Below are 20,159 nucleotides of genomic sequence, written 5' to 3'. Positions count from 1 at the left end.
ATGCTATTAACAACGTCTATCCGAGAACTTACGCAAAAAATTGATAGCATCATTCACTCTACTATTGAATCTACAGGTTTACTTGCCAAAGAGATTGAATCCTCGCTGGCTGAAATTGAGAATGTTAATCTGGAGCATCTGCTTGAACCCGCCGTCAGAAATATGATTCAGCAGCATATTAAAACCACGCTTAACAGTAATGTTTATTGCTCCGGTGCCGGGTTTGCCAGCCACATAGAAAGCACCAGCAGCAATAAAGAGTTCTGGCTGCTTGAGTGGTGGTATAAGAAGGCCGATGGGGTTAAGCAAGTGAATCTCGATTTAGATCAGGCTACGCAACAGCGTCTGGATTTCAGAACCTTTGAGTGGTTTAAACAAGCCCCTGCCGTGGGGAATGCATTTATCCATGGCCCGTATGTCGATTATATCTGTAATACCTCTTATACCCTCACCTGCGCCGTACCGGTCTATTTTAAAGAGCAGTTTCTGGGTGTCGCCGCAATTGATCTATTGGTAAGCCGCGTTGAAGAGGAGCTATTACCCTACTCCATCAACGATAAAGTTTTTCTTACCAATAAAGACAGCAGAATTGTGTTTTCTACGCATCCAAGATTTCGCGTGGGGGATTTGCTGGATACAAAAATGGCCACTCTCGTTTATGAGAATGATTACTTTAATTTGTTTCAGTGCTGATCATTTACGTTCTGGTGGAGGACGCTTGCGCTTCCCCCAGCGAACCCGGTTCGCAGTATTTTGTATGTCGGGTAAGCGCAGCGCCACCCGACATACAACATTCTGAATCCAATATTAAATCTTAATTATTTTGTTGTGCCGTCAGCTTCCGGGCATGCTCAATCGCATCATTTTCCGGCGCGTTTGAGCGGCCAAACGGTTTGGTGATAAACATATAAATCAGCCCCGAACCGATGACAATCGCAAGCCCCACCAGCACCGTCCAGCGGTCAACAAAACTCTCCCCTTCAGCCGGTTGCGCCAGCAGCCAAATCCCGCACAGGCCATAAGCTAACGCCAGAACGTTGACGAGAATGCCCCAGGAGCCAATCGTCCATTCACCCGCGGGTTTCCAGCCTTTCAGACGTTGACGCAGCGCCGCCAGCACCACCATCTGGAAGGAAATGTAGATCCCGATAACCGCGAAGGCCGTAATGCGCGCCAGGCTATCCGGCTGGAAATAGACCCAGACACAGATAATCACCGGCAGCAAACAGCTCACCATCATGGCGTTATCCGGCACGCTGTGTTTGGATATTTTGGACATCCACTGGCTGCCCGGCAGCATATTATCGCGGGAGAAAGAAAATATCAGACGGCTTAGCGCAGCCTGGAGAGAAAGAATGCATGACAGCATGGCAATAATCGCAACCACAATAAACACCGTGGCTCCAGTCTCACCTAATGCTTCGTTCAGAATAGCCGGAATCGGGTCTGAAATTTTCCCGTTAACGATATTAATCAAATCCGGAGAAGAAAGCAGGTAACCCATAATCGAAATAACCGCTGAGATCGCCCCAAAGACGATACTTAAAATCATCGCAACGGGAATTTTCTTACCGGGGTTTTTCACTTCTTCCGCCACGTTGCCGCAGGCTTCGAAGCCAAAGAACATAAACAGGCCCATTAACGAAGCAGACATAAAGGCCGTAGTGTAATTTCCGTCTTTCGCAAGCACCCCCATCGAATCAAAAACAACGGAGAACGGTTGTGAACGGTGGAATATTAACAGGTAGATACCAAGCGCAATAACGCTGACGATTTCACACCAAAAACCTATTCTCGCCACGCGGGCTAAATTTTTCGTCCCGGACATATTCACAACCATCATAATCAGCAGCAATACGATGGAGGTCAGCATCATGTTGCCCGCACTTGTGGCGTAGTGAAATAGCGAGGCGACGAAGGTCGAGGTGTATTCCGCGATAGAAGTGATGGTGACGACTAATGCCCAGAGATAAATCCATGCGGCAATCCATGCATATTTTTTCCCCCACAATCTTCTCGCCCACGGGTATAAGCCCCCGGTAATCGGATACTGAGAAGCCACTTCACCAAATACCAGCGCCACCAGCAACTGACCGCAGGCGACAATCAATATCCACCAAATTGCCGGTGGGCCTGCGAGTGTGACGGCTAAAGCGAACAGCGAATAGACTGCGGTTAAAGGTGAAAGGTAGGTGAATCCCAATGCGAAGTTAGACATCAGCCCTATCGAGCGATTGAATTGCTCGCCTTTAACTGGCTGATGCTGATGGTTTTCTTTGTCTGTCGTCTGTTCCATATCTTTTCTCTTTATGTGGCATAAGGGCAGGCAGTGTGTCTATTTTATAAAACATAATATGTTATATGTATACGCTCAATGTCACATAATTGTTAAAGATATTCGCAAGGCATTAACATGGTGCAGTAAGGGCAGAATTGCCCTGTTTTGGGGCTTCAGGATTGGATAAATTGATGTCGGGTGGCGCTACGCTTACCCAATTTACGAACTGGACTTTGTAGGGTGGATAAGCGCAAGCGCCATCCACCCGTTAAAGCGATGTTTGAGTTTCGCGGATATTACAGAGCGACGCAGACGTACTTCATCTCCAGATACTCCTCAATACCGAATCTAGAACCTTCACGGCCCAGCCCGGATTGTTTAATTCCGCCAAAGGGTGCAACTTCGTTGGAGATCAAACCGGTATTCACGCCTACCATGCCATATTCCAGCGCTTCGGGAATTTGCCATTGGCGTTTCGCATTCTGAGTAAAGATATACGCGGCAAGGCCAAATTCCGTGTCATTGGCGTAATTCACCACTTGTTCGTCGGTTTCAAATTTGAAGAGCGGCGCAACGGGGCCAAACGTCTCTTCCCTGGCAAAACGCATCTCCTGGGTGACGTTTGCCACAATCGTTGGCGTAAAGTAGTTGCCGCCGAGCGGGTGTTTTTTCCCGCCGGTTAATAGCGTCGCGCCTTTTTCCAGCGCGTCCTGAATATGCAGCTCAACTTTATCTATCGCTTTAGCATTAATGAGCGGCCCCTGGGTCACGCCGTCGTCCAGGCCGTTACCCACTTTCAATGCTTCGACAGCCTTCACCAGTTCTGCACTCAGTGCCTGATAAATGCCGCTCTGAACGTAGATGCGATTTGCACACACACAGGTCTGGCCGCTGTTACGGAATTTGGAGGCCAGAATGCCTTTTACGGCAAGCTCAAGATCCGCATCATCAAAGACGATTACAGGCGCGTTACCCCCCAACTCCAGTGACAATTTTTTGATAGTCGGCGCGCACTGCGCCATCAGTAAACGTCCGGTATCGGTCGAGCCAGTAAAACTGAGTTTTCGCACCGTGGCATTGCGGCAAAGCTCGCCGCCAATCTCTTTTGCATCTCCGGGAATCACCTGCAAAAGCGCGTTGGGTAAACCCGCCTCTTCCGCCAGTTTGGCTAACGCCAGCGCCGTCAGCGGAGTTTGTTCCGCAGGCTTGACGATAATCGCACAGCCCGCAGCCAACGCAGGTGCGACCTTGCGCGTAATCATCGCCGCCGGGAAATTCCACGGTGTGATAGCGGCGCAAACGCCAACCGGCTGTTTCGATACGATAAAGCGCTGATCGGCGTTGGTCGGCTGCAATAGCACGCCATCCACGCGTTTTGCCTCTTCGGCAAACCAGGTAATAAACGACGCGGCATAGTTCACTTCACCCCGCGCCTCGGCGAGCGGCTTGCCGCCTTCGAGGGTGATCAACCGCGCCAGATCGTCGCTGTTTTCATTAATCAGGCTGACCCAACGGTGCAGAATTTTGGCCCGACTGGCGGCCGTCTGCTTTTTCCACTCTTTCTGCGCCTGTTCCGCAGCCGCGATCGCACGTTGAGTTTCCGCCTGCCCCATCAAAGGCACATCGGCAATTTTTTCGCCCGTCGCCGCATTGACAACCGCCATTTTTTGGCCCGAAAGCGCGTGGCTCCATTCCCCATCCAGCGGGCATGAATCAAGCAACAGGTCGGGATTCGTTAAATTCATCATCAGGCATCTCACATCTGCGTTGCGTTTTTAATAATATCGAGCGCTTTATCAAACTGGGCATCCGGAATCGTCAGCGGATAGAGGAAGCGAATCACGTTCCCGTTCTGCCCGCAGGTCAGCAACAGTAGCCCCTGCTCCAGGGCACGTTTCTGAACCTGTTGCGCGACAGCCGCTGAAGGCTCGCCCGTTGCCGCATCATAAAATTCAGCGGCAACCATTGAGCCCAGGCCGCGAATTTCCACCAGCGCCGGGCAGGTTGCGGTGATTTCACGCAGGCGCGAGGTCAGGCGCTCGCCCAATGCCTGGGCGCGTAAACACAATTTTTCTTCGGTGATGACATCCAGCACGGCGTGTGCCGACGCCACAGCCAGAGGGTTACCCGCATAAGTGCCGCCTAAACCACCTGGGGCTGGCGCATCCATAATTTCCGCTTTACCAACAACGCCCGATAACGGCATGCCGCCCGCAAGGCTTTTCGCCATGGTCATCAAATCAGGCTGATGCGCGTAATGGTTCATCGCGAACATTTTGCCGGTACGGGCAAAGCCGCTTTGCACTTCATCGGCGATCATCACTATTCCGTGGGTGTTACAGATTTGGCGAATCGCAGCCACAAACTCAGGCGGCGCGACGTTAAAGCCCCCTTCGCCCTGCACCGGTTCAAAGATAATGGCCGCAACCTGGGTAGCTTCGATATCCGATTTAAACAGGCGCTCAATGGCTTTCACGGCGTCATCAGTAGAAATACCGTTCAGCTCTGACGGGTACGGCGCATGGAAAACGGAGCCTGGGAATGGCCCGAAGCCGATTTTATACGGAGCCACTTTGCCGGTAAGCGCCATGGTCATATAGGTGCGGCCATGGAACCCGCCGCTAAACGCAATCACCCCTGGGCGACCGGTATGGGCGCGGGCAATTTTCACCGCGTTCTCTACCGCTTCGGCACCGGTGGTGAAAAATGCCGTTTTCTTCGGCCCAAAAATAGGCGCGGCGGCGTTAATTTTTTCAGCCAGGGAGACATAACTTTCATAAGGAACGATTTGATAGGCGGTATGAGTAAATGCCTGAAGTTGCTGCTCAATCGCCTGCATCAGGCGAGGATGGCGATGGCCGGTGTTCAGCACGGCAATCCCTGCGGCAAAATCGATATATTCCTTACCTTCAACATCGGTGATGGTGCTGTTTTCCGCTTTTTGAGCAAAGAAATTACACATTACGCCGACCCCACGTGGAGTGGCAGCCAGGCGACGTTGATGGAGTTCGTTATTACTCATTTTTTTATCCCTCACACACAATTCAGATATACAGGTTGATTGTCGAGATCCATTTAGACAGTATCTGGTACCTGAATCGAGAGCCAAATCGTTTTAATATTAGGATCCAAATGCGTTCACTTGCCGTAGATGTGATCAAGCAGGCATTTCTTCAAACGCCTGGCGAGAAACTTCATAAGAAACTTTATGTTGCGATATGCAGTTCAATTCTTGAGGGGAATTTGCGCCCCGCGGCACGCATGCCGCCCACGCGAGATTTAGCGAATGAACTGGCGCTCTCGCGCAATACCGTTTTGCGCGTTTACGAACAGTTGCAGGCCGAGGGGTATATTTCGACGCGCACCAGCAGCGGCACGTTTGTGACAGAAAGCGTTCTCGATAATCTCAACACGCAGGTTGCGCGTTCGGCTCAAACGCCTCTGCCTGATGGATTGACGAGCCTTTCTGAGCGCGGGCTTGCGCTGCTGGAAAATGCCAGCGCAAGTCCCGCTCAGTGGGGCGATTTCATTCCCGGCGTGCCTGACGTAAACAGTTTTCCGCACCGTACTTTTAAAAAGATTTATGACCTTATTGCCCGGCGTCCAGACCCGAAATATCTCACCTATGATGCCGCAGGCGGCCTGGAAGTTTTAAAATCTGCCCTCTCCGATTATTTGCGCACCGCACGCGGCGTGAAATGTTCAACCGATCAGATATTAATCACCGAAGGGATTCATCAGGCGCTGGATTTAGTCACCCGCACAATTTGTAATCCAGGCGATCATGCCTGGATTGAAGAGCCCGGATATTGGGGAATTAAAAATATATTGCGCATGAATGCCGTGACGTTTTCCGCGCTTGATGTTGATGACCAGGGGCTGGTTCCCAAGACGTCACCCGACGAACGGCCAAAATTAATTTTCGTCACCCCTTCGCACCAATATCCTTTAGGTTCCGTGATGAGCCTTCCTCGCCGCCAGCTATTACTCTCCCTTGCGCGGGAATTTAATAGCTGGATTGTGGAAGATGATTATGACAGTGAATTCCGCTTCTCCGGCCAGCCTATCCCTTCGCTCCAGGGCCTGGAAGAAGAGAGCCCGGTGATTTACATCGGCACCTTTAGCAAAACACTCTACCCCGCGCTGCGCCTGGGTTATGTCGTATTACCTAAGCCTTTATCCGCCCCGCTTAAGAAGGTTCATAACGAGCTCTATCGCGGTGGGCATCAGGTTGTGCAGGCCGCATTAGCGGAATTTATCAAAGAGGGTTATTACGCAGCCCATATCCGTAAAATGCGCCAGCTTTATAGCAAGCGCCGAAACCAGTTAGTGGAATTAATCAAACAGCATTTAGGGGAAGAATATCTGGGGTATTACAGCAGTAATGCCGGTCTGCATCTTATTATTCAGCTCCCTGCCCAGGCGGATGATGTCGGCATTGCAAAAGAGGCGAACGCCGCAGGTATTTTGGTGAGGCCGCTGTCGCGTTACTATTTTAATGCTCAGAAATCAAAAGGGTTATTGGTCGGATTCGCCAGTATAAAAGACAGCGATATGGAGCCCTCTTTTATTCGCCTGGCCGGGATAATTAAATATACCCCCCCTCTAACCCAGGCCGCTACGTAACAAAGTGTTTTCATACCTGTTGAATGTCGATAATGTTATGTTATAACATTATCGACAATTTCATGGCATACAAACGGAGACGCTGATGACATTACGGATTTCGACCCTGGTTCTGAGCATGGGAATTTTGCTGAGTAGTGCTAACGCTCTGGCGCACAGCCACTCGCACGGTAAACCGCTTACCGATGTGGAACGCAAAGCAAGTGAAGGGGTATTTGAAGATAAGAACGTGAAAGACCGCGCATTAAGCGATTGGGACGGCGTGTGGCAGTCGGTCAATCCTTATCTGTTAAACGGCGATTTAGATCCGGTAATGGAGAAAAAAGCACAGAAAGATGGCAGCAAAACGGCGGCGCAATACAAAGAGTATTATAAAAAAGGCTACGCCACCGATATTGATATGATCGGCATCGAAAACAATGTTATTGAGTTCCATACCGGCAAAACCGTGGCTGAGTGTAAATATGATTATGCCGGGCATAAAATCCTGACCTATAAATCAGGCAAAAAAGGCGTGCGCTATCTGTTCGAATGTAAGGACAGCCAGTCTAAAGCGCCTAAATATGTTCAGTTCAGCGATCATATTATTGGCCCGCGTAAATCCGAACACTTCCATATTTTCATGGGTAACGACTCGCAGGAAAAACTGCTTAAAGAGATGGATAACTGGCCGACGTACTATGAGTACTCTTTAAGTAAAGAGCAGGTTGTTCATGAGATGTTGTCTCACTAAGCGTTAATCACGGCTCATTAAGTAATAAATCTTACATTCCCGGTGCTCTCGCCGGGAATTTCACATGATTAAGATTGATCTCATTCGCACCTGATATTCCCCGCCCCGTTTTCACCTTTCGTTCGCTTTTATCACTTCGTAAATCCCTCTATTTCTACCGGGAAATTTTAGGCTGATCACATTTCAGACGATATCTCTTTGCGAACCACTAAGTGTTTCTATAAAAGAAACATAGAAAGATAAACAACGCCACCTGCTGGCAACCGCAGGCCGTGATAACAAAAACCAAGAGAACGTGATTATGTCAGAACAACCGCTTGCTACTACGAAGGTTAAAAGCACCGGGCGCGTACGATTTATGGTGCTCGGGCTGGTTTTTATTAACATCATTATCAACTACATGGACCGCACGAACCTCTCCGTTGCGGCAACCGAAATGGCAGGAGATCTCCAGTTTAGCCCGCTACAAATGGGGCTGATTTTCTCCGCTTTTGGCTGGATTTATGCCGCCTTGCAAATTCCCGGCGGTTTCGTTATCGACCGTTTCGGGTCACGCATCGTCTACGGCGTGGGCCTGTTTATCTGGTCACTGATTACCGCCCTGCATGCGGTCGCCAGCAGTTTCGGCGGATTGATTGGCCTGCGCCTGGGCGTCGGGGCTTTTGAAGCGCCGGTGATGCCATCCAATAACCGCGTAATTTCCAGTTGGTTCCCGGAAAACGAACGCGCCAGCGCAATTGGCATTTACTCGTCTGCACAGTTTGTGGGCCTCGCCGGTATGACGCCGCTACTGTTTCATGTGCAGGCGTTATATGGCTGGCGGGGTTTGTTCCTGATTACCGGCGTGGCGGGGATGATTTGGGCGGTGGTCTGGTATTGCCTGTACCGTGAGCCGCTGGAACACAAAGGCGTTTCCAAAGAAGAGTTGGATCATATTCGCAAAGGGGGCGCCATTCTGGAAAGCCGCCAGGAAGCGGCAAAACGTAAATTTGCCTGGGGCGATCTGGCGCTGATGTTCCGTAGCCGCAAATTGATCGGGATTTATTTCGGCCAGTTCACCATTTCAGCCACTTTCTGGTTCTTCCTGACCTGGTTCCCGACCTACCTTGTGCAGTATCGCCACATGGATTTTATTAAGTCCGGCTATATCGCATCAGTCCCGTATTTGGCCGCATTTTTCGGTGTACTGCTGGCGGGGTTCGTTTCAGACCGCCTGATTAAACGAGGCGTAAGCGCAAGTTTCGCCCGTAAAGCGCCGGTTATTCTTGGTATGTCACTGACGCTGTTTATTCTTGGCGCGAATTACACGGACAACCCGACGCTTATTATTCTCTTTATGTCGATTGCCTTCTTTGGCAACGGCCTTGCCACCATCACCTGGGTATTTGTTACCGCTCTCGCACCCCGCCATTTAATTGGCCTTGCGGGCGGCGTTTTCAACTTTACCGGGGCGCTCTCTTCCATCGTGGTGCCGATTGCCATTGGCGCGCTGATCGACGGGCATAACTTTGCTCCGGCGCTGGCGTTTATCGCCATCCTCGCAGGTTTGGGAATTTGTTCTTATCTGTTTGTGGTTGGGCGTATCGACCTCGACACGCCGCAGGAGACTAAACCGCAGGTGAAACCAGTTGCGCGGTAAGTTGATGAAGCTGGCTGAGGCGCGGAGCAATATGCTCATCTCCCGCCTCCCACATCCCTGCAAAAGCGAGCGCAGCATTGTGCGCCCCGAGGGGCTGGGCCATGGAAAGTTCGCCATCGCTATGCCGCCAGACGACGTGCCCCTGCTCACGCTGCTGGGCCAGGTACGGTGCCATTTGCTGCCAGTTTTCGGGGGAAAAACGTGCGCGCAGCGCATCGTCGGTTTCGCTCGCAAGCAGCGCCATACCGATAACCGACTGCCACGCAGGGAGCGTGTGGAAGCCCGCCAGAGCCTGGCTCATTTGGCTCCCGGGTTCAGAGTGATAGATATAAATCACCTGGTCTTCCCACAGCACGCCCATCGCCACCACGATGTCTTTGGGGGCGTGGCGCTCAAGCAGAGGCAAAGCCTGCGAGAAAAGTGCGGAGCCACGAATAGCCTGCGCGGCCAGGGCATGAATGCCGGGGCCGGGCAGATACCGGCGCTGTTCATCCTGTTGGGTCAGGCCAATCGCCGCCATGGTCATCAGCAGGCGATTAACCCGAGTCGCGTTGATGCCCATCAGGCGCGCCAGTTCCCGGCAACCAATAGCCCGGCCGCTGGTGACCAGATACTGCAAACAACGGATACCGTCGATAAGACTTTGATTCGGTTGTGATGACATAGCGCACTTCAAATAAATGTAAGAAGCACGATTTTATCGTTAGTTTTAGAGGAAACAAACTTTATGCAAATTTTTCAGCAAACCAACGCCCGCGAATTCCCGCAACAACATTTAAAAACCGACTTACTGGTTGCCGGTGGGGGGCTTGCCGGATTATGCGCAGCCCTCGCCGCAGCGCGTGACGGATTGCAGGTTGTGCTGGTTCAGGACCGCCCTGTTCTGGGCGGCAACGCGTCCAGTGAAGTGCGCTTATGGGCCAACGGTGCCACTTCCCATATGGGAAATAATAACCGCTGGTCGCGCGAAGGCGGCATCATGGGCGAAATCATGGAAGAGAACCTCTACCGTAATAAAGAGGGAAATCCGGTGATGTTTGATTTGGTTTTGCTGGATATGGCCCGTAGCGATCCGAATCTGACCTTATTGCTCAATACCGCCCTTTTCGATGTCACTACCGAAGGCAAACGCATCACTCACGCCAAAGGCTTCAACGCGATTAACGAAACTTTCTACGACATTGCTGCGACGCAATTTTGTGACGCTACCGGTGATGGCGTTCTGGGGCATCTTGCAGGCGCGGAATACCGCGTGGGTGCGGAAGAGCCCGATGAGTTTGATGAAAAAATGGCACCCGGCGATAACTTCGGCCATAAACTTGGGCACTCGATCTATTTCTACACCAAAAAAGGCAGCGCTCCGGTTAATTTCATCCCCCCTTCTTTTGCGCTTAAAGATATCGAAGAGATCCCCCGTTACACACGCCTGACCTCAACGCTTAACGGATGCGACTTATGGTGGCTGGAATGGGGTGGCCGCCTCGACACCATTCATGACAGCGAAGAGATCAAATGGGAACTGTGGAAAATTGTCTGGGGGGTGTGGGATTACATTAAAAATTCAGGCCAATTCCCGGACGCCGCCAATATGACCATTGAATGGGTCGGCGCGATTCCTGGCAAACGCGAGAGCCGCCGTTTCGTGGGCGATCATATGCTGTGCCAACAAGACATCATTGAGCAGCGCGATCACTACGATGCCGTAGCGTACGGCGGCTGGTCTATCGATTTGCACCCGGCCGACGGGGTTTACAGCAAACACGACGGCTGCCGCCAGTTTCATAGCAAAGGGACATACACCATTCCCTACCGCAGCTTGTATAGTCGCTCGCTGGAAAACCTGTTCCTGACCGGGCGACTCATTTCCGCTTCGCATGTGGCTTTCGGCAGCGCACGCGTGATGTGCACCTGCGGATTACTGGGTGAAGTCGTTGGCCGCGCCGCCGCACTTTGCCACCAGCAACAACTTGATGCCCCGCAGCTCGCCGATCCGCAGCGTATCGGCACGCTTCAACAACATCTGCAGCAGACCGGGTGTTACATCCCGCGCCAGTGGCTCGCCGATCCGGCGAATGGGGCGCGCGTCACCACCAGCAGTGAATTTGTGCTTAACGCATTACCTGCCAGCGGCAACTGGACGGCATTAAACGAGCGAATGGCGCTTTTGCTGCCGATTAAAGCCGGTGAATGTCTTCCTGAGCTGAATTTCACCCTGCGAGCAAGTTCGCAACAAACGCTGAAAATCAGCCTGATGAGCAGCGAACGGGCCGGAAACTTCACGCCGGATGTCCCTTTGGATGAACGCGAGTTGTCCGTTACCGAGGCGGGCGAATATAGCGTTCACTTTAATTACCAAAGCCCGCGGGATCAGTATTTGTTTGTAGCTTTTGAAAGCAACGAACAGATTGATATGGCGCTGACCGACCGCCCGTTGCCGGGCATCATGACGGTGTTTAACAGCCTGAACGCCCGGGTGGCTAAACATACCCGCCAGATTGCTGACGGGGATTACGGTGTCGATGAGTTTGATTTCTGGCTCCCGCGCCGTTCACCGAATCAAATTCTTCCGGCTGTGCGCTTTACCACTCCGCTGCGCTGTTATGCTCCCGAAAACTTACTCAATGGCCGTTTGCGCCCGGAACAGCACACCAACGCCTGGGTTCCGGCAATCGACGACAATCTGCCCACTGTGACCTGGAGTTGGGAACATCCTCGCACCGTAAATGCCCTGACGTTGGTGTTGGATAATGATTTCGACAACGCGATGGAAACCGTGCAAATGGGCCACGCGTTAGCCGTTACGCCGCATTGCATAACGCACTACCGTTTATGGGCAGACCAGACGTTGCTTGCGGAAGTGATGGATAATCGCCACTCGGTTTGTGAGCATCGTTTATTGGAAGCGCTCACCGTGCAGCAGATAAAACTCGAAATCGTGAAAACGGCCGGAAGTCTTCCAGCCGTCTATTCCCTGAACGTGCGCTAAAAAATAGCCACTGCAACGTCTGGTTGCAGTGGCTTTTTAACGATTAACCCACCGCGCTATTTCTTCTGGGCAACGAGATGTTTCTCAGCGGCTTTTCGCGCGTTGCTAAGCACATAGATCCCCAATAATCCGCCGGCGATTAATGCCCCTGCGACAATCATCAGAGAAATATCGTAATTCCCGGTGAGATCTTTCATGCGGCCCATAAACGGCGGGAAAATAAGCCCGGCAATATTGGCTATCGCGTTGATTAAAGCAATAGCGGCCGCTGCTGCCACCCCGGTTAAAGACTCGGTTGTAGCCGCCCAAAAGATAGGCGTAATAGACCAGTTCAGCCCAACCGTAATGACCAGGAAGATATAAGACATCAATAAGTTATGGCTGAATATCGCGAAAATCAGTAGCGCTCCGGCGGCCATCAACGGCAGCCCTAAATGGAAACGACGCTCGCGGGTAATATCTGAGTGACGCCCGTTCATAAACATAAATATGCAGGCAAACAAGAACGGTACGGCAGAAAATACACTCACAATAAAATTACTTTGCTCAGAAACCACGCCTTTGACAATAAGCGGTAAGAATAGCGTAATGCCGATTGTGCCGAACGCCTGTAATAACCAAATCGCACTTAACAGCCAGACTTTTTTATTGGTCAACGCCGCCTTCCAGTTGTGGCTGTCAGACGTTGCATTAAGGGCTGACTCTTCGGCAAGTTTTGCCTGCAACCACTCTCGCTCCGTTGGTTTTAACCAATTTGCTTTGGCTGGCGCATCGTCGAGATAAAACCAGACGACAACCCCAAGCACAACGGCGGGAATACCTTCTAACAAGAACAGCCACCGCCAGCCTGCAATATCAAAAAATCCGTGCATATTAAGGATCGTCCCGGAAATCGGTAAACCAATTACCGACGCCAGCGCCGCGCCAATATAAAACATCGACATGGCGCGGGCGCGATCGCTACGCGGGTACCAGCAAGATAAGTAATAGATAATTCCCGGCGTGAAACCCGCCTCCGCCACGCCCAGCAGAAAGCGCATCACATAGAGTTGCATCGGGGTTTGCACCAGGCTCATTCCGGCGGCGATAACACCCCACGTCACCATGATGCGTGCAATCCATAATTTTGCTCCTACGCGGGTTAAAATGACGTTGCTGGGGACTTCAAAAAGGATATAGGCGATATAAAAAATACCCGCGGCAATCCCGTACATCTCAGCGGTTAACGCCAGATCGGCGTTCATCTGCAAAGCCGCAACGGAGATATTGGAACGGTCGATATAGGCGATGAGGTACAGCAACATCAAAAAAGGAATAATTCGCTTGTTAATACTTTTAATGGTCGACAGGTGCAGATCGTTAAGCATTATCTTGTATCTCCAGAAATACAATCTTGTATTATCAGAATATAGAAGGTAATGCGCCCGCCGTTACGCGATCGGCGTTAAATTCCGCGAGAAATGTTTATTTTTTGTGCCTCATCACACATGGCGTATCGTGACGCCCTGATTGCAAAAAAAAACCACCGAAGCACACTGCTGCGGTGGTTTTTTGTCTACGACTTCGCTCAACGTTAAGCGAGGTGCATTTTTAAGAAAGCGTCACCGGCGTAGGCAAGCGCTTATAGAAGCGGGTTTTAACCATACCAATGACGATACCGATTACAAGCCAGGTGAAACCAATTTTCATGGTGGCTGAATCAAAGTTGACCCAAACGTAGAGCAGAATCGCCGTCCCCACCAACGGGAAAATGAGATTCGAAAACAGTTCCCCGATACCATTGCGGCGTTTTTCTTTGATAAAGAACATCCACACCACGCTGAGGTTCAAAATAATGAACGAGCTCATGGCGCCGAAGTTAATCAGTTTTGCCAGGAAGTCGATCGAGAGAGATAACCCGAGCACCAGCGACAACGCGCCAATCGCAATGGTGCTGATCCACGGCGTACGGTATGTCGGGTGAATACGCGCAAACATCGACGGAAGGAAATGGTCACGCGCCATGCCGTAGACAATACGCGAGGCCGCCGCCTGAGCCGCCAGGGTGTTGGCGATCCCGACCGCCAGAATGTTCACAATCAGCAGGAAAATCTTCAGTGGCGCGCCGCCCGCCAGATAGGCTGCATCAAAGAAGGCGCTGTCAGCATCCATTTTCATAAAATCAGGCTGAATCAGGGTCGCGATATAGCACTGAAGAATAAACAATCCGCCGACAATAAACAGCGCGGCAATAATCGCTTTGCCAATATCGCGGGTGGGATTTTTAGCCTCTTCGGCAAGCGTACTAATACCGTCAAAGCCCAGAAAAGAGAGCGCCGCAATGGTTACCGCCGTGCCGATGAACTGCGCATTAATGACATTTGGCTGATAGAACGGCGTGATGGTAAATTCACCCACGCCGCCGCCGTGCATAATATAGTTAACCCCAACCACCAGGAACACAATTAACGCCAGCGCAGAAATGCTGAAAATAAAAATATCTGCTTTCGCGGTATTTTCGATGCCACGGATATTTACCCAGCAGTTAGTCAGCATAAAGAAAGCTATCCAAACCCAACCCGGAATAAACGGCAGCAGATCGGTACACCAGGTTGCGGTCATGGCATACAACAGCGCCGGGGCAAACAGGTAATCCATCATAATCAGCCACCCCGCGAGGAAGCCAATATGGGGATTAGTCGCTTTGTTCACATAGGCATAAACGGAACCGGCGATGGGATAGCGGCGCGACATTTTACGGTAGCTTAGCGCGGTGAAAATCATACACGCCACGCCCACCACATACACCAGGGGGGCCATGCCGTGGCTCTCTTTGCTCACAAAACCAAAAATGGCCATCGGCGCAATAATGACCATAAAGACCAGACCGTAAATCACCAAATCTTTATAGCTCAGGGCGACTTTCAGTGTGGGTTCGGTGGATACGTTTTTCATGCTTCACCCCGGGAAATTAATGGTTTATCGCTTCTTTTTGGTGTCCCTACTCGCACAATCAAATCCACCAGACACGGCTTACAGGCCTGGCAGATTTCCGTATCACTTTGCAGACTCATATAGAGGTAGGCGTCGGTTAAATCCCAGCCATATGCATTGCAAATCAGGGATTGCATCTGTTCTGCCGCCCGTTTAAGGGCATCGGGATAGTGCTCCGCGTTGGCGAGTGCGTACCATTTCTCTGGCGTTTCCAGCACCGGCCAGGCAATAGACTGCCCTTTTAGCACCGACAGGCGCACGTCTACTTCCCCGGCAATTTCCAGGCCGGTGCCGCATAATTCCCCGTCCCCCATCACCGCATGCAGATCGCCAAGCGCAAATAACGCGCCTTCAACCTGAACAGGTAAATAGAGAACGGCCCCTTTTTTGATTTGCTTGCAGTCCATATTTCCGCCGTGGTTTCCCGGGAAACCGCAGCGTACTTCCCCGTTTGCAGGGGCAACACCGATAACGCCGACCATCGGCTCGACAGGGAACTGAAGATCGTTGAACTGTGCCATTCCATCGATGATGTCGATAGGTTTGGTGCGAATCTCCTGGGTGTCGCTGAGCGGGCCACAGCCCGGCAGCGTTGTCACCACGCCACGCTGTGCGACGCGGATATCCAGAATTTCTGCCACCAGAATGTCGCCAGGCTGTGCGGTTTCCACAAACACCGGGCCGGTTGCGGGATTAGCTGAGTCGTAATTAAAGGTAGTGGTGAGATCCGTCGGGTTAACTATTCGTCCTGAAAAGCAGTCCCGTGTTTTGAAAGTTAACGTATCCCCGTTTACCGCATGAGCAACGGGTTTATTCGTTGCCGCAAACTGATATAAAAAATCCGTAATGATTCTCTTGCCCATAAAAGCCTTCATAGTGTGTTGTGCGGAATATATCCGCTTATGTTTTTGCATTTATTGTCTACCTGTTGCGGTAGAACTTATTATTTGTGGTTAAAGGTTACCGCGAAGTTAAAAGCGCTGACTTATTAACAATGCTTATATTGCGCAGGCAGAAAACCGTGTTTTATCCTGCCAGCAAACAATATGGCATAAAGTTATAACAGAGATTTTTAGGGGTTTCTGCTTAAAATTAAGCAGGGCGTGGATTTAAAGCGCAGGGGGAAATAGCAATATATTATTCAACAATACTTATACCCAGAATAATTCACTTATTCCGGGCGAGAAGTATTCGATTATCTATCGGTGCAGCGGCGGAATGACGCAGTAATCAACTCAATAAAAATGATTTACCGCTTTTCGTCACTTGCGCCATAGCGTCTTAACCACGTCGTAGACCACCACGAAGGGCGCTGCCAGCAAAAGAATGGCCCCCAGCGGCATCAGGGCGGAGTCATGAATGATGTTATTTTCATCAATCGTAGATTGCGCCATCAGTAAAGCCAGCGCACCCGCGCAGGCGACAATCAGCCAGACAAGGCGTCGAACAGGAAGTTTCATGGTACTTTCCCCGGTGAACTATTTACGCGATGAATGTATTCCCCTTTCCTTTGCGCCGCTATTACCGCTTATCTGAATAAAGCCACTTTGCGACGCACCTCCCCTTTAATCTCGCAAAAATGTGTATAGCACTCGCTGTCCCATCATCACTTTATGTTCTACAGTTGAAATCCTGTTTCATCAGCCAGGCAAGCGTGTGTGCGAACGCCTGCTCATTCGCCCAGATTATCAATGCGCTGAGCCTGGTTCTTGATCGGTTTAACACTTAATGATGTCAATCAGTTACATCGCCATTGAATTGTTAATCAGGCGATGTAAAATTAACGTTACTATGTATAAGTGATGTGAATTATTCTTCGGATTCCTGGATTTATTCATCGCCCTTTTTACCCCTTCTCGGCGACCAGGTTTGAACCATTTTTTCAGGGAAAGTTAAGATGAAATTGCGAAACCTGTTGATCCTGGCTGTGGTTGCAACCGTCGTGGGCTGTAAAGCGCCACCGCCAAAAATGACGGACGATACGCTCGTGACCAGTGAAATCAACGGCGTCACTCTCACGCACCGTTATGCCGTCTCCGCGCCTCATGAATTTACCCCGGTGAACGCAAGCTACCGGGCGCTATATCCGGGTTCCATTATGAGCAAACCGGACTTCGGCGGGAAAGTCATTAGCACCCTTGAGAATGGGCAAAGTTACACCGTGCTGGGTGAGGTCGAAAATCACTGGCTCGCCATTGCCGAGCAGGATAAACAGGAAATGTTGGGATACGTTCCTATGCGTGCCCTAGTGAAAAGCGAACTCTACGCGCAGACGCTCAAAAAGGATCGCCCTCGCCCTCGTAAAGCGGCCAAAAAAGCGACCTGTGTTGCGGTGGATGACGCCAGTAAAGCCTGTAAAAATGCCGAAAGTGGCACGTGGATTATCGATTAATTTTCGACCTTTTATTTAAAGTTGTTCGTCTAACAAGGATTTCTATGAAACTCTGGCTTTCGAGTCTGGCGCTGCTGCTGGCATCTACAACCGTGTGGGCTGGTAACTACCGTATCGTGCAGTCTCCTTCGCAAAAGCTGGATGTTTGGATAGATAACGTGCCCGGCAACGCGCCGCAAAACTGGTGCGCGGATGAACTTCCGCTGCGTATCGTCGCCAATGGCGATAAAAACCCATCGGTGCTCAATGTGTTTATGCCGCGCCTGGGCACGCTGCTGGAGAGCCAGTGCAGCACGGTGAAGTTGGTGGACTGGCGGCTGGAAGATCCCAAAGGCGAAACGCTGGCAGTGGGTAGCGCATCGAAAAGCAGCGACTGGGCGGTGATTATCGCCCCGGTTGTTTCCAGCGAGCCCCAATCTCAGCCTCTTACCAATGGGGATTCACCTTTGGCTGACCGTACCCCGTGGCAGGAGTTTACGCTGCAGGACGGCTGCCATCTGCGTACCTTCTGGCAAGGCGATGCCAACGCATCGGCGATGTTTATCCCTAATGGAAAATGCGAAAAAGGCGGCTGGTTGAATGGTCGCAGCGAAATCGTACAAAGCGGCACTCACGGCGAAAAACGCCATATGATGACCTTCGTACACGGTTTCCCAGTGAGCGGATTGAGCAACGATGCCAGCTCCGACAGCCTGCTGATTACCAGCCTGAATAATGAACGCATGGTAGTCAGCAATGAACACGCACCGCAAAGCTGGATGATTTTGCCCTACAACGCGCAGCTTAATGGCTGGCAAGCGACCGGAACCGTTGCGGTGGAAGTGCCTCGTGAAATGACGGTGGATGAAGCCGGGATTCAGAAACGTTTAAATGAAGTGCGTAAAGTCTGGTCGGCCTGGCTTGCACCGGACACGCCGATCACCCTGCTGTTGATTGACTCCCTGCGTCCGCAATTGCGTGACCCAGCGGTTGGCGCATGGCGCGCCCAGAAATAACCTGAAATTTGGCGATATCCAGCAGAGAAAGACCCCCATGACTGACAAAGAATACGACCAGGAACTGCCCGACGCTCTGCCGCCAGGTTTCCGTTTTGACGACTTTGAGATTCAGCAGGTAACTGAATCCACCCATACTCATGTGGATTATAAAGCATGGGATCATCAGCTTGAACGCCCGGTGACGATTCGGGAGTTTATGCCGCGCGCGTTAACGGTGCGCAGCGATAACATGCAGCTCGTGTTGCGCAGCAAACTGGACACCCAAGCCTTTAATTCAGGCATGGACCGCTTTGTTCAGTCCGCACGCCAACTCGCGCAGTTTAATCACCCCAACCTGCTGCAAGTGTTAAGTTTCTGGACGCAAAACGAAACGGCGTATGCGGCCACACTTTACTCCAGCGGCACCACGCTTGCGGAACTGCACCAGCATCAGCCTGAGATTTTTAACGAAGCCTGGATTCGCCGAATGCTACCGATGCTGTGCGGCGCGTTGGCGACGTTACACGACGAAGGCTTTATTCATCGTGACTTGTCGCTGCGCAGTATTCAGATTCAGGATAACGGCACGCCGCTGTTGTTAAACGCAGGAGCCCCGCGCCGCCTGAATGGTGATAGCGGCGATGAAATTAAAACGCCGTTAAATCCGGGCTTTGCACCGCTGGAACAGTACGCTGAAGATCTGGAAAATCAGCTCGGGCCGTGGACGGATATTTACGCCCTGGGCGCGATTCTCTATACGCTAATCACCGGCACTTGCCCTCCGGCAAGCGTGACGCGAACCATCCAGGACCCCTGCGTTAAGCTGGCTAAAAATCGCCCCGACGGCTATTCCCATAGCCTGTTGCACGCGGTCGATTGCGCTCTTGCGCTAAAACCGGAAGACAGGCCGCAATCTATTGCAGAGTTTGCTACTCTTGCGGAATTGCCGGTCAGCAGTCTGAATGGCCTGGCGTCATCCAAACAGCCCGGCACTATGCTGGTTGCGGTGGAAGATGCGGAAATCACCCCGCTGTCGCCGTTCTGGAAACGCTACAAATTACCGCTGCTGACCGCGGCCAGTCTATTGGTGGGTGTTGCCGTTGGCGGAGTGATTTTTGGGGGCAATAGCGCCACGGTTTCACCTGTTGCCACCACGAAAAATGAAAAAGCCGCGAGCCCGGAAAAAGCCGAGCCAGGTTCGGCAAAAAGCGTGCTTCCCGTCACCGATGCAATTTTGGCGCGTGTTTATGTGCGCATGAATGAAGGTGAAGAGCTGGACGTGAACGGCAAGACGGAGAAAGTCACGCCGGGCGCAAACGGCTATGCATTCCTGCAACTGCCGGTCGGGAAATACGACATCACCCTTCGCGGTAATAATCAGTCGCGCAATATCAGCGTGTCTGTGGAAAAACCGGGGACATGGCTGATAAACCCTCAAGGGTAAAATGAACGTGCGCAAACGGTAAATTATCTGCTTTCGCGTAATATGCGACATCTCTCCTGGTGCTGAGCGGATATTCGTCTAAGGTTTTCATAGGGTTGATCGCGGAAAACT

At 51.4% G+C, this 20,159-nt stretch carries 16 protein-coding genes; 8 read left to right on the top strand and 8 right to left on the bottom strand.

What is annotated here, in order from left to right:
• Nucleotides 1-693, top strand: a complete 693-nt coding sequence (locus tag AB1E22_RS19100; RefSeq protein WP_367596797.1) for a cache domain-containing protein — start codon at nucleotides 1-3, stop codon at nucleotides 691-693.
• A 121-nt stretch (nucleotides 694-814) separates the two neighbouring features.
• Here the strand turns inward: AB1E22_RS19100 and AB1E22_RS19095 are convergent, their stop codons facing one another.
• The 3 genes from AB1E22_RS19095 to puuE form a co-directional block, all read right to left on the bottom strand.
• Nucleotides 815-2,296, bottom strand: a complete 1,482-nt coding sequence (locus tag AB1E22_RS19095) for an APC family permease (RefSeq protein ID WP_367596796.1) — start codon at nucleotides 2,294-2,296, stop codon at nucleotides 815-817.
• Nucleotides 2,297-2,574: 278 nt separating this feature from the next.
• Nucleotides 2,575-4,023 (bottom strand): NAD-dependent succinate-semialdehyde dehydrogenase, encoded by a 1,449-nt coding sequence (locus tag AB1E22_RS19090; RefSeq protein WP_367597411.1) that lies wholly within the window; start codon nucleotides 4,021-4,023, stop codon nucleotides 2,575-2,577.
• Between the two features lie 11 nt (nucleotides 4,024-4,034).
• The gene (puuE, locus tag AB1E22_RS19085; protein WP_367596795.1) at nucleotides 4,035-5,300 is read right to left on the bottom strand and encodes a 4-aminobutyrate transaminase; all 1,266 of its coding nucleotides are present in this window, start codon (nucleotides 5,298-5,300) and stop codon (nucleotides 4,035-4,037) included.
• Between the two features lie 110 nt (nucleotides 5,301-5,410).
• Between puuE and AB1E22_RS19080 the strand changes: the two genes are divergently transcribed.
• From AB1E22_RS19080 to AB1E22_RS19070, 3 genes are all read left to right on the top strand, one after another.
• Nucleotides 5,411-6,904, top strand: coding sequence for a PLP-dependent aminotransferase family protein (locus AB1E22_RS19080; protein WP_367596794.1), 1,494 nt, complete (start codon nucleotides 5,411-5,413; stop codon nucleotides 6,902-6,904).
• Nucleotides 6,905-6,989: 85 nt separating this feature from the next.
• Nucleotides 6,990-7,637: a metal-binding protein ZinT gene (gene zinT / locus AB1E22_RS19075; RefSeq protein ID WP_367596793.1), complete on the top strand. Its 648-nt coding sequence runs from the start codon at nucleotides 6,990-6,992 to the stop codon at nucleotides 7,635-7,637.
• Nucleotides 7,638-7,938: 301 nt separating this feature from the next.
• On the top strand, nucleotides 7,939-9,276 hold the full coding sequence (locus AB1E22_RS19070; RefSeq protein ID WP_367596792.1) for an MFS transporter: 1,338 nt from the start codon (nucleotides 7,939-7,941) through the stop codon (nucleotides 9,274-9,276).
• Here AB1E22_RS19070 and AB1E22_RS19065 read toward each other — a convergent pair.
• Nucleotides 9,245-9,940, bottom strand: a complete 696-nt coding sequence (locus AB1E22_RS19065) for an IclR family transcriptional regulator domain-containing protein (RefSeq protein ID WP_367596791.1) — start codon at nucleotides 9,938-9,940, stop codon at nucleotides 9,245-9,247. The two genes, AB1E22_RS19070 and AB1E22_RS19065, sit on opposite strands and share 32 nt — an antisense overlap.
• 63 nt (nucleotides 9,941-10,003) lie before the next feature.
• On the opposite strand from AB1E22_RS19065, the gene AB1E22_RS19060 reads away from it, so the two are divergent.
• Nucleotides 10,004-12,262 (top strand): FAD-dependent oxidoreductase, encoded by a 2,259-nt coding sequence (locus AB1E22_RS19060; RefSeq protein ID WP_367596790.1) that lies wholly within the window; start codon nucleotides 10,004-10,006, stop codon nucleotides 12,260-12,262.
• Between the two features lie 56 nt (nucleotides 12,263-12,318).
• On the opposite strand, the gene AB1E22_RS19055 is transcribed toward AB1E22_RS19060, so the two are convergent.
• From AB1E22_RS19055 to AB1E22_RS19040, 4 genes are all read right to left on the bottom strand, one after another.
• A complete protein-coding gene (locus AB1E22_RS19055) occupies nucleotides 12,319-13,629 on the bottom strand; it encodes an MFS transporter (protein ID WP_367596789.1) in 1,311 nt (436 codons plus the stop codon).
• 223 nt (nucleotides 13,630-13,852) lie between these two features.
• Nucleotides 13,853-15,196, bottom strand: coding sequence for an APC family permease (locus tag AB1E22_RS19050; protein WP_367596788.1), 1,344 nt, complete (start codon nucleotides 15,194-15,196; stop codon nucleotides 13,853-13,855).
• Nucleotides 15,193-16,098, bottom strand: coding sequence for an acetamidase/formamidase family protein (locus tag AB1E22_RS19045; RefSeq protein WP_367596787.1), 906 nt, complete (start codon nucleotides 16,096-16,098; stop codon nucleotides 15,193-15,195). The genes AB1E22_RS19050 and AB1E22_RS19045 overlap by 4 nt, the downstream gene beginning before the upstream one ends.
• 399 nt (nucleotides 16,099-16,497) lie before the next feature.
• Nucleotides 16,498-16,695 carry a hypothetical protein gene (locus AB1E22_RS19040; protein ID WP_367596786.1) on the bottom strand — a complete coding sequence of 66 codons (198 nt, stop codon included), beginning with the start codon at nucleotides 16,693-16,695 and terminating at the stop codon, nucleotides 16,498-16,500.
• A 437-nt stretch (nucleotides 16,696-17,132) separates the two neighbouring features.
• Here AB1E22_RS19040 and AB1E22_RS19035 point away from each other — a divergent pair, with 437 nt between their 5' ends.
• The 3 genes from AB1E22_RS19035 to AB1E22_RS19025 are packed head-to-tail and all read left to right on the top strand — an operon-like array spanning nucleotide 17,133 to nucleotide 20,048.
• Nucleotides 17,133-17,627 (top strand): SH3 domain-containing protein, encoded by a 495-nt coding sequence (locus AB1E22_RS19035; protein WP_367596785.1) that lies wholly within the window; start codon nucleotides 17,133-17,135, stop codon nucleotides 17,625-17,627.
• Nucleotides 17,628-17,671: 44 nt separating this feature from the next.
• The gene (locus tag AB1E22_RS19030) at nucleotides 17,672-18,622 is read left to right on the top strand and encodes a hypothetical protein (RefSeq protein WP_367596784.1); all 951 of its coding nucleotides are present in this window, start codon (nucleotides 17,672-17,674) and stop codon (nucleotides 18,620-18,622) included.
• A 37-nt stretch (nucleotides 18,623-18,659) separates the two neighbouring features.
• A complete protein-coding gene (locus tag AB1E22_RS19025; RefSeq protein WP_367596783.1) occupies nucleotides 18,660-20,048 on the top strand; it encodes a serine/threonine protein kinase in 1,389 nt (462 codons plus the stop codon).
• The last annotated feature ends 111 nt before the right edge of the window (nucleotides 20,049-20,159 follow it).

This window comes from Buttiauxella gaviniae (genome assembly GCF_040786275.1).
Lineage (GTDB): Bacteria > Pseudomonadota > Gammaproteobacteria > Enterobacterales > Enterobacteriaceae > Buttiauxella > Buttiauxella gaviniae_A.
This window is presented reverse-complemented; position numbering and strand designations above follow the sequence as displayed.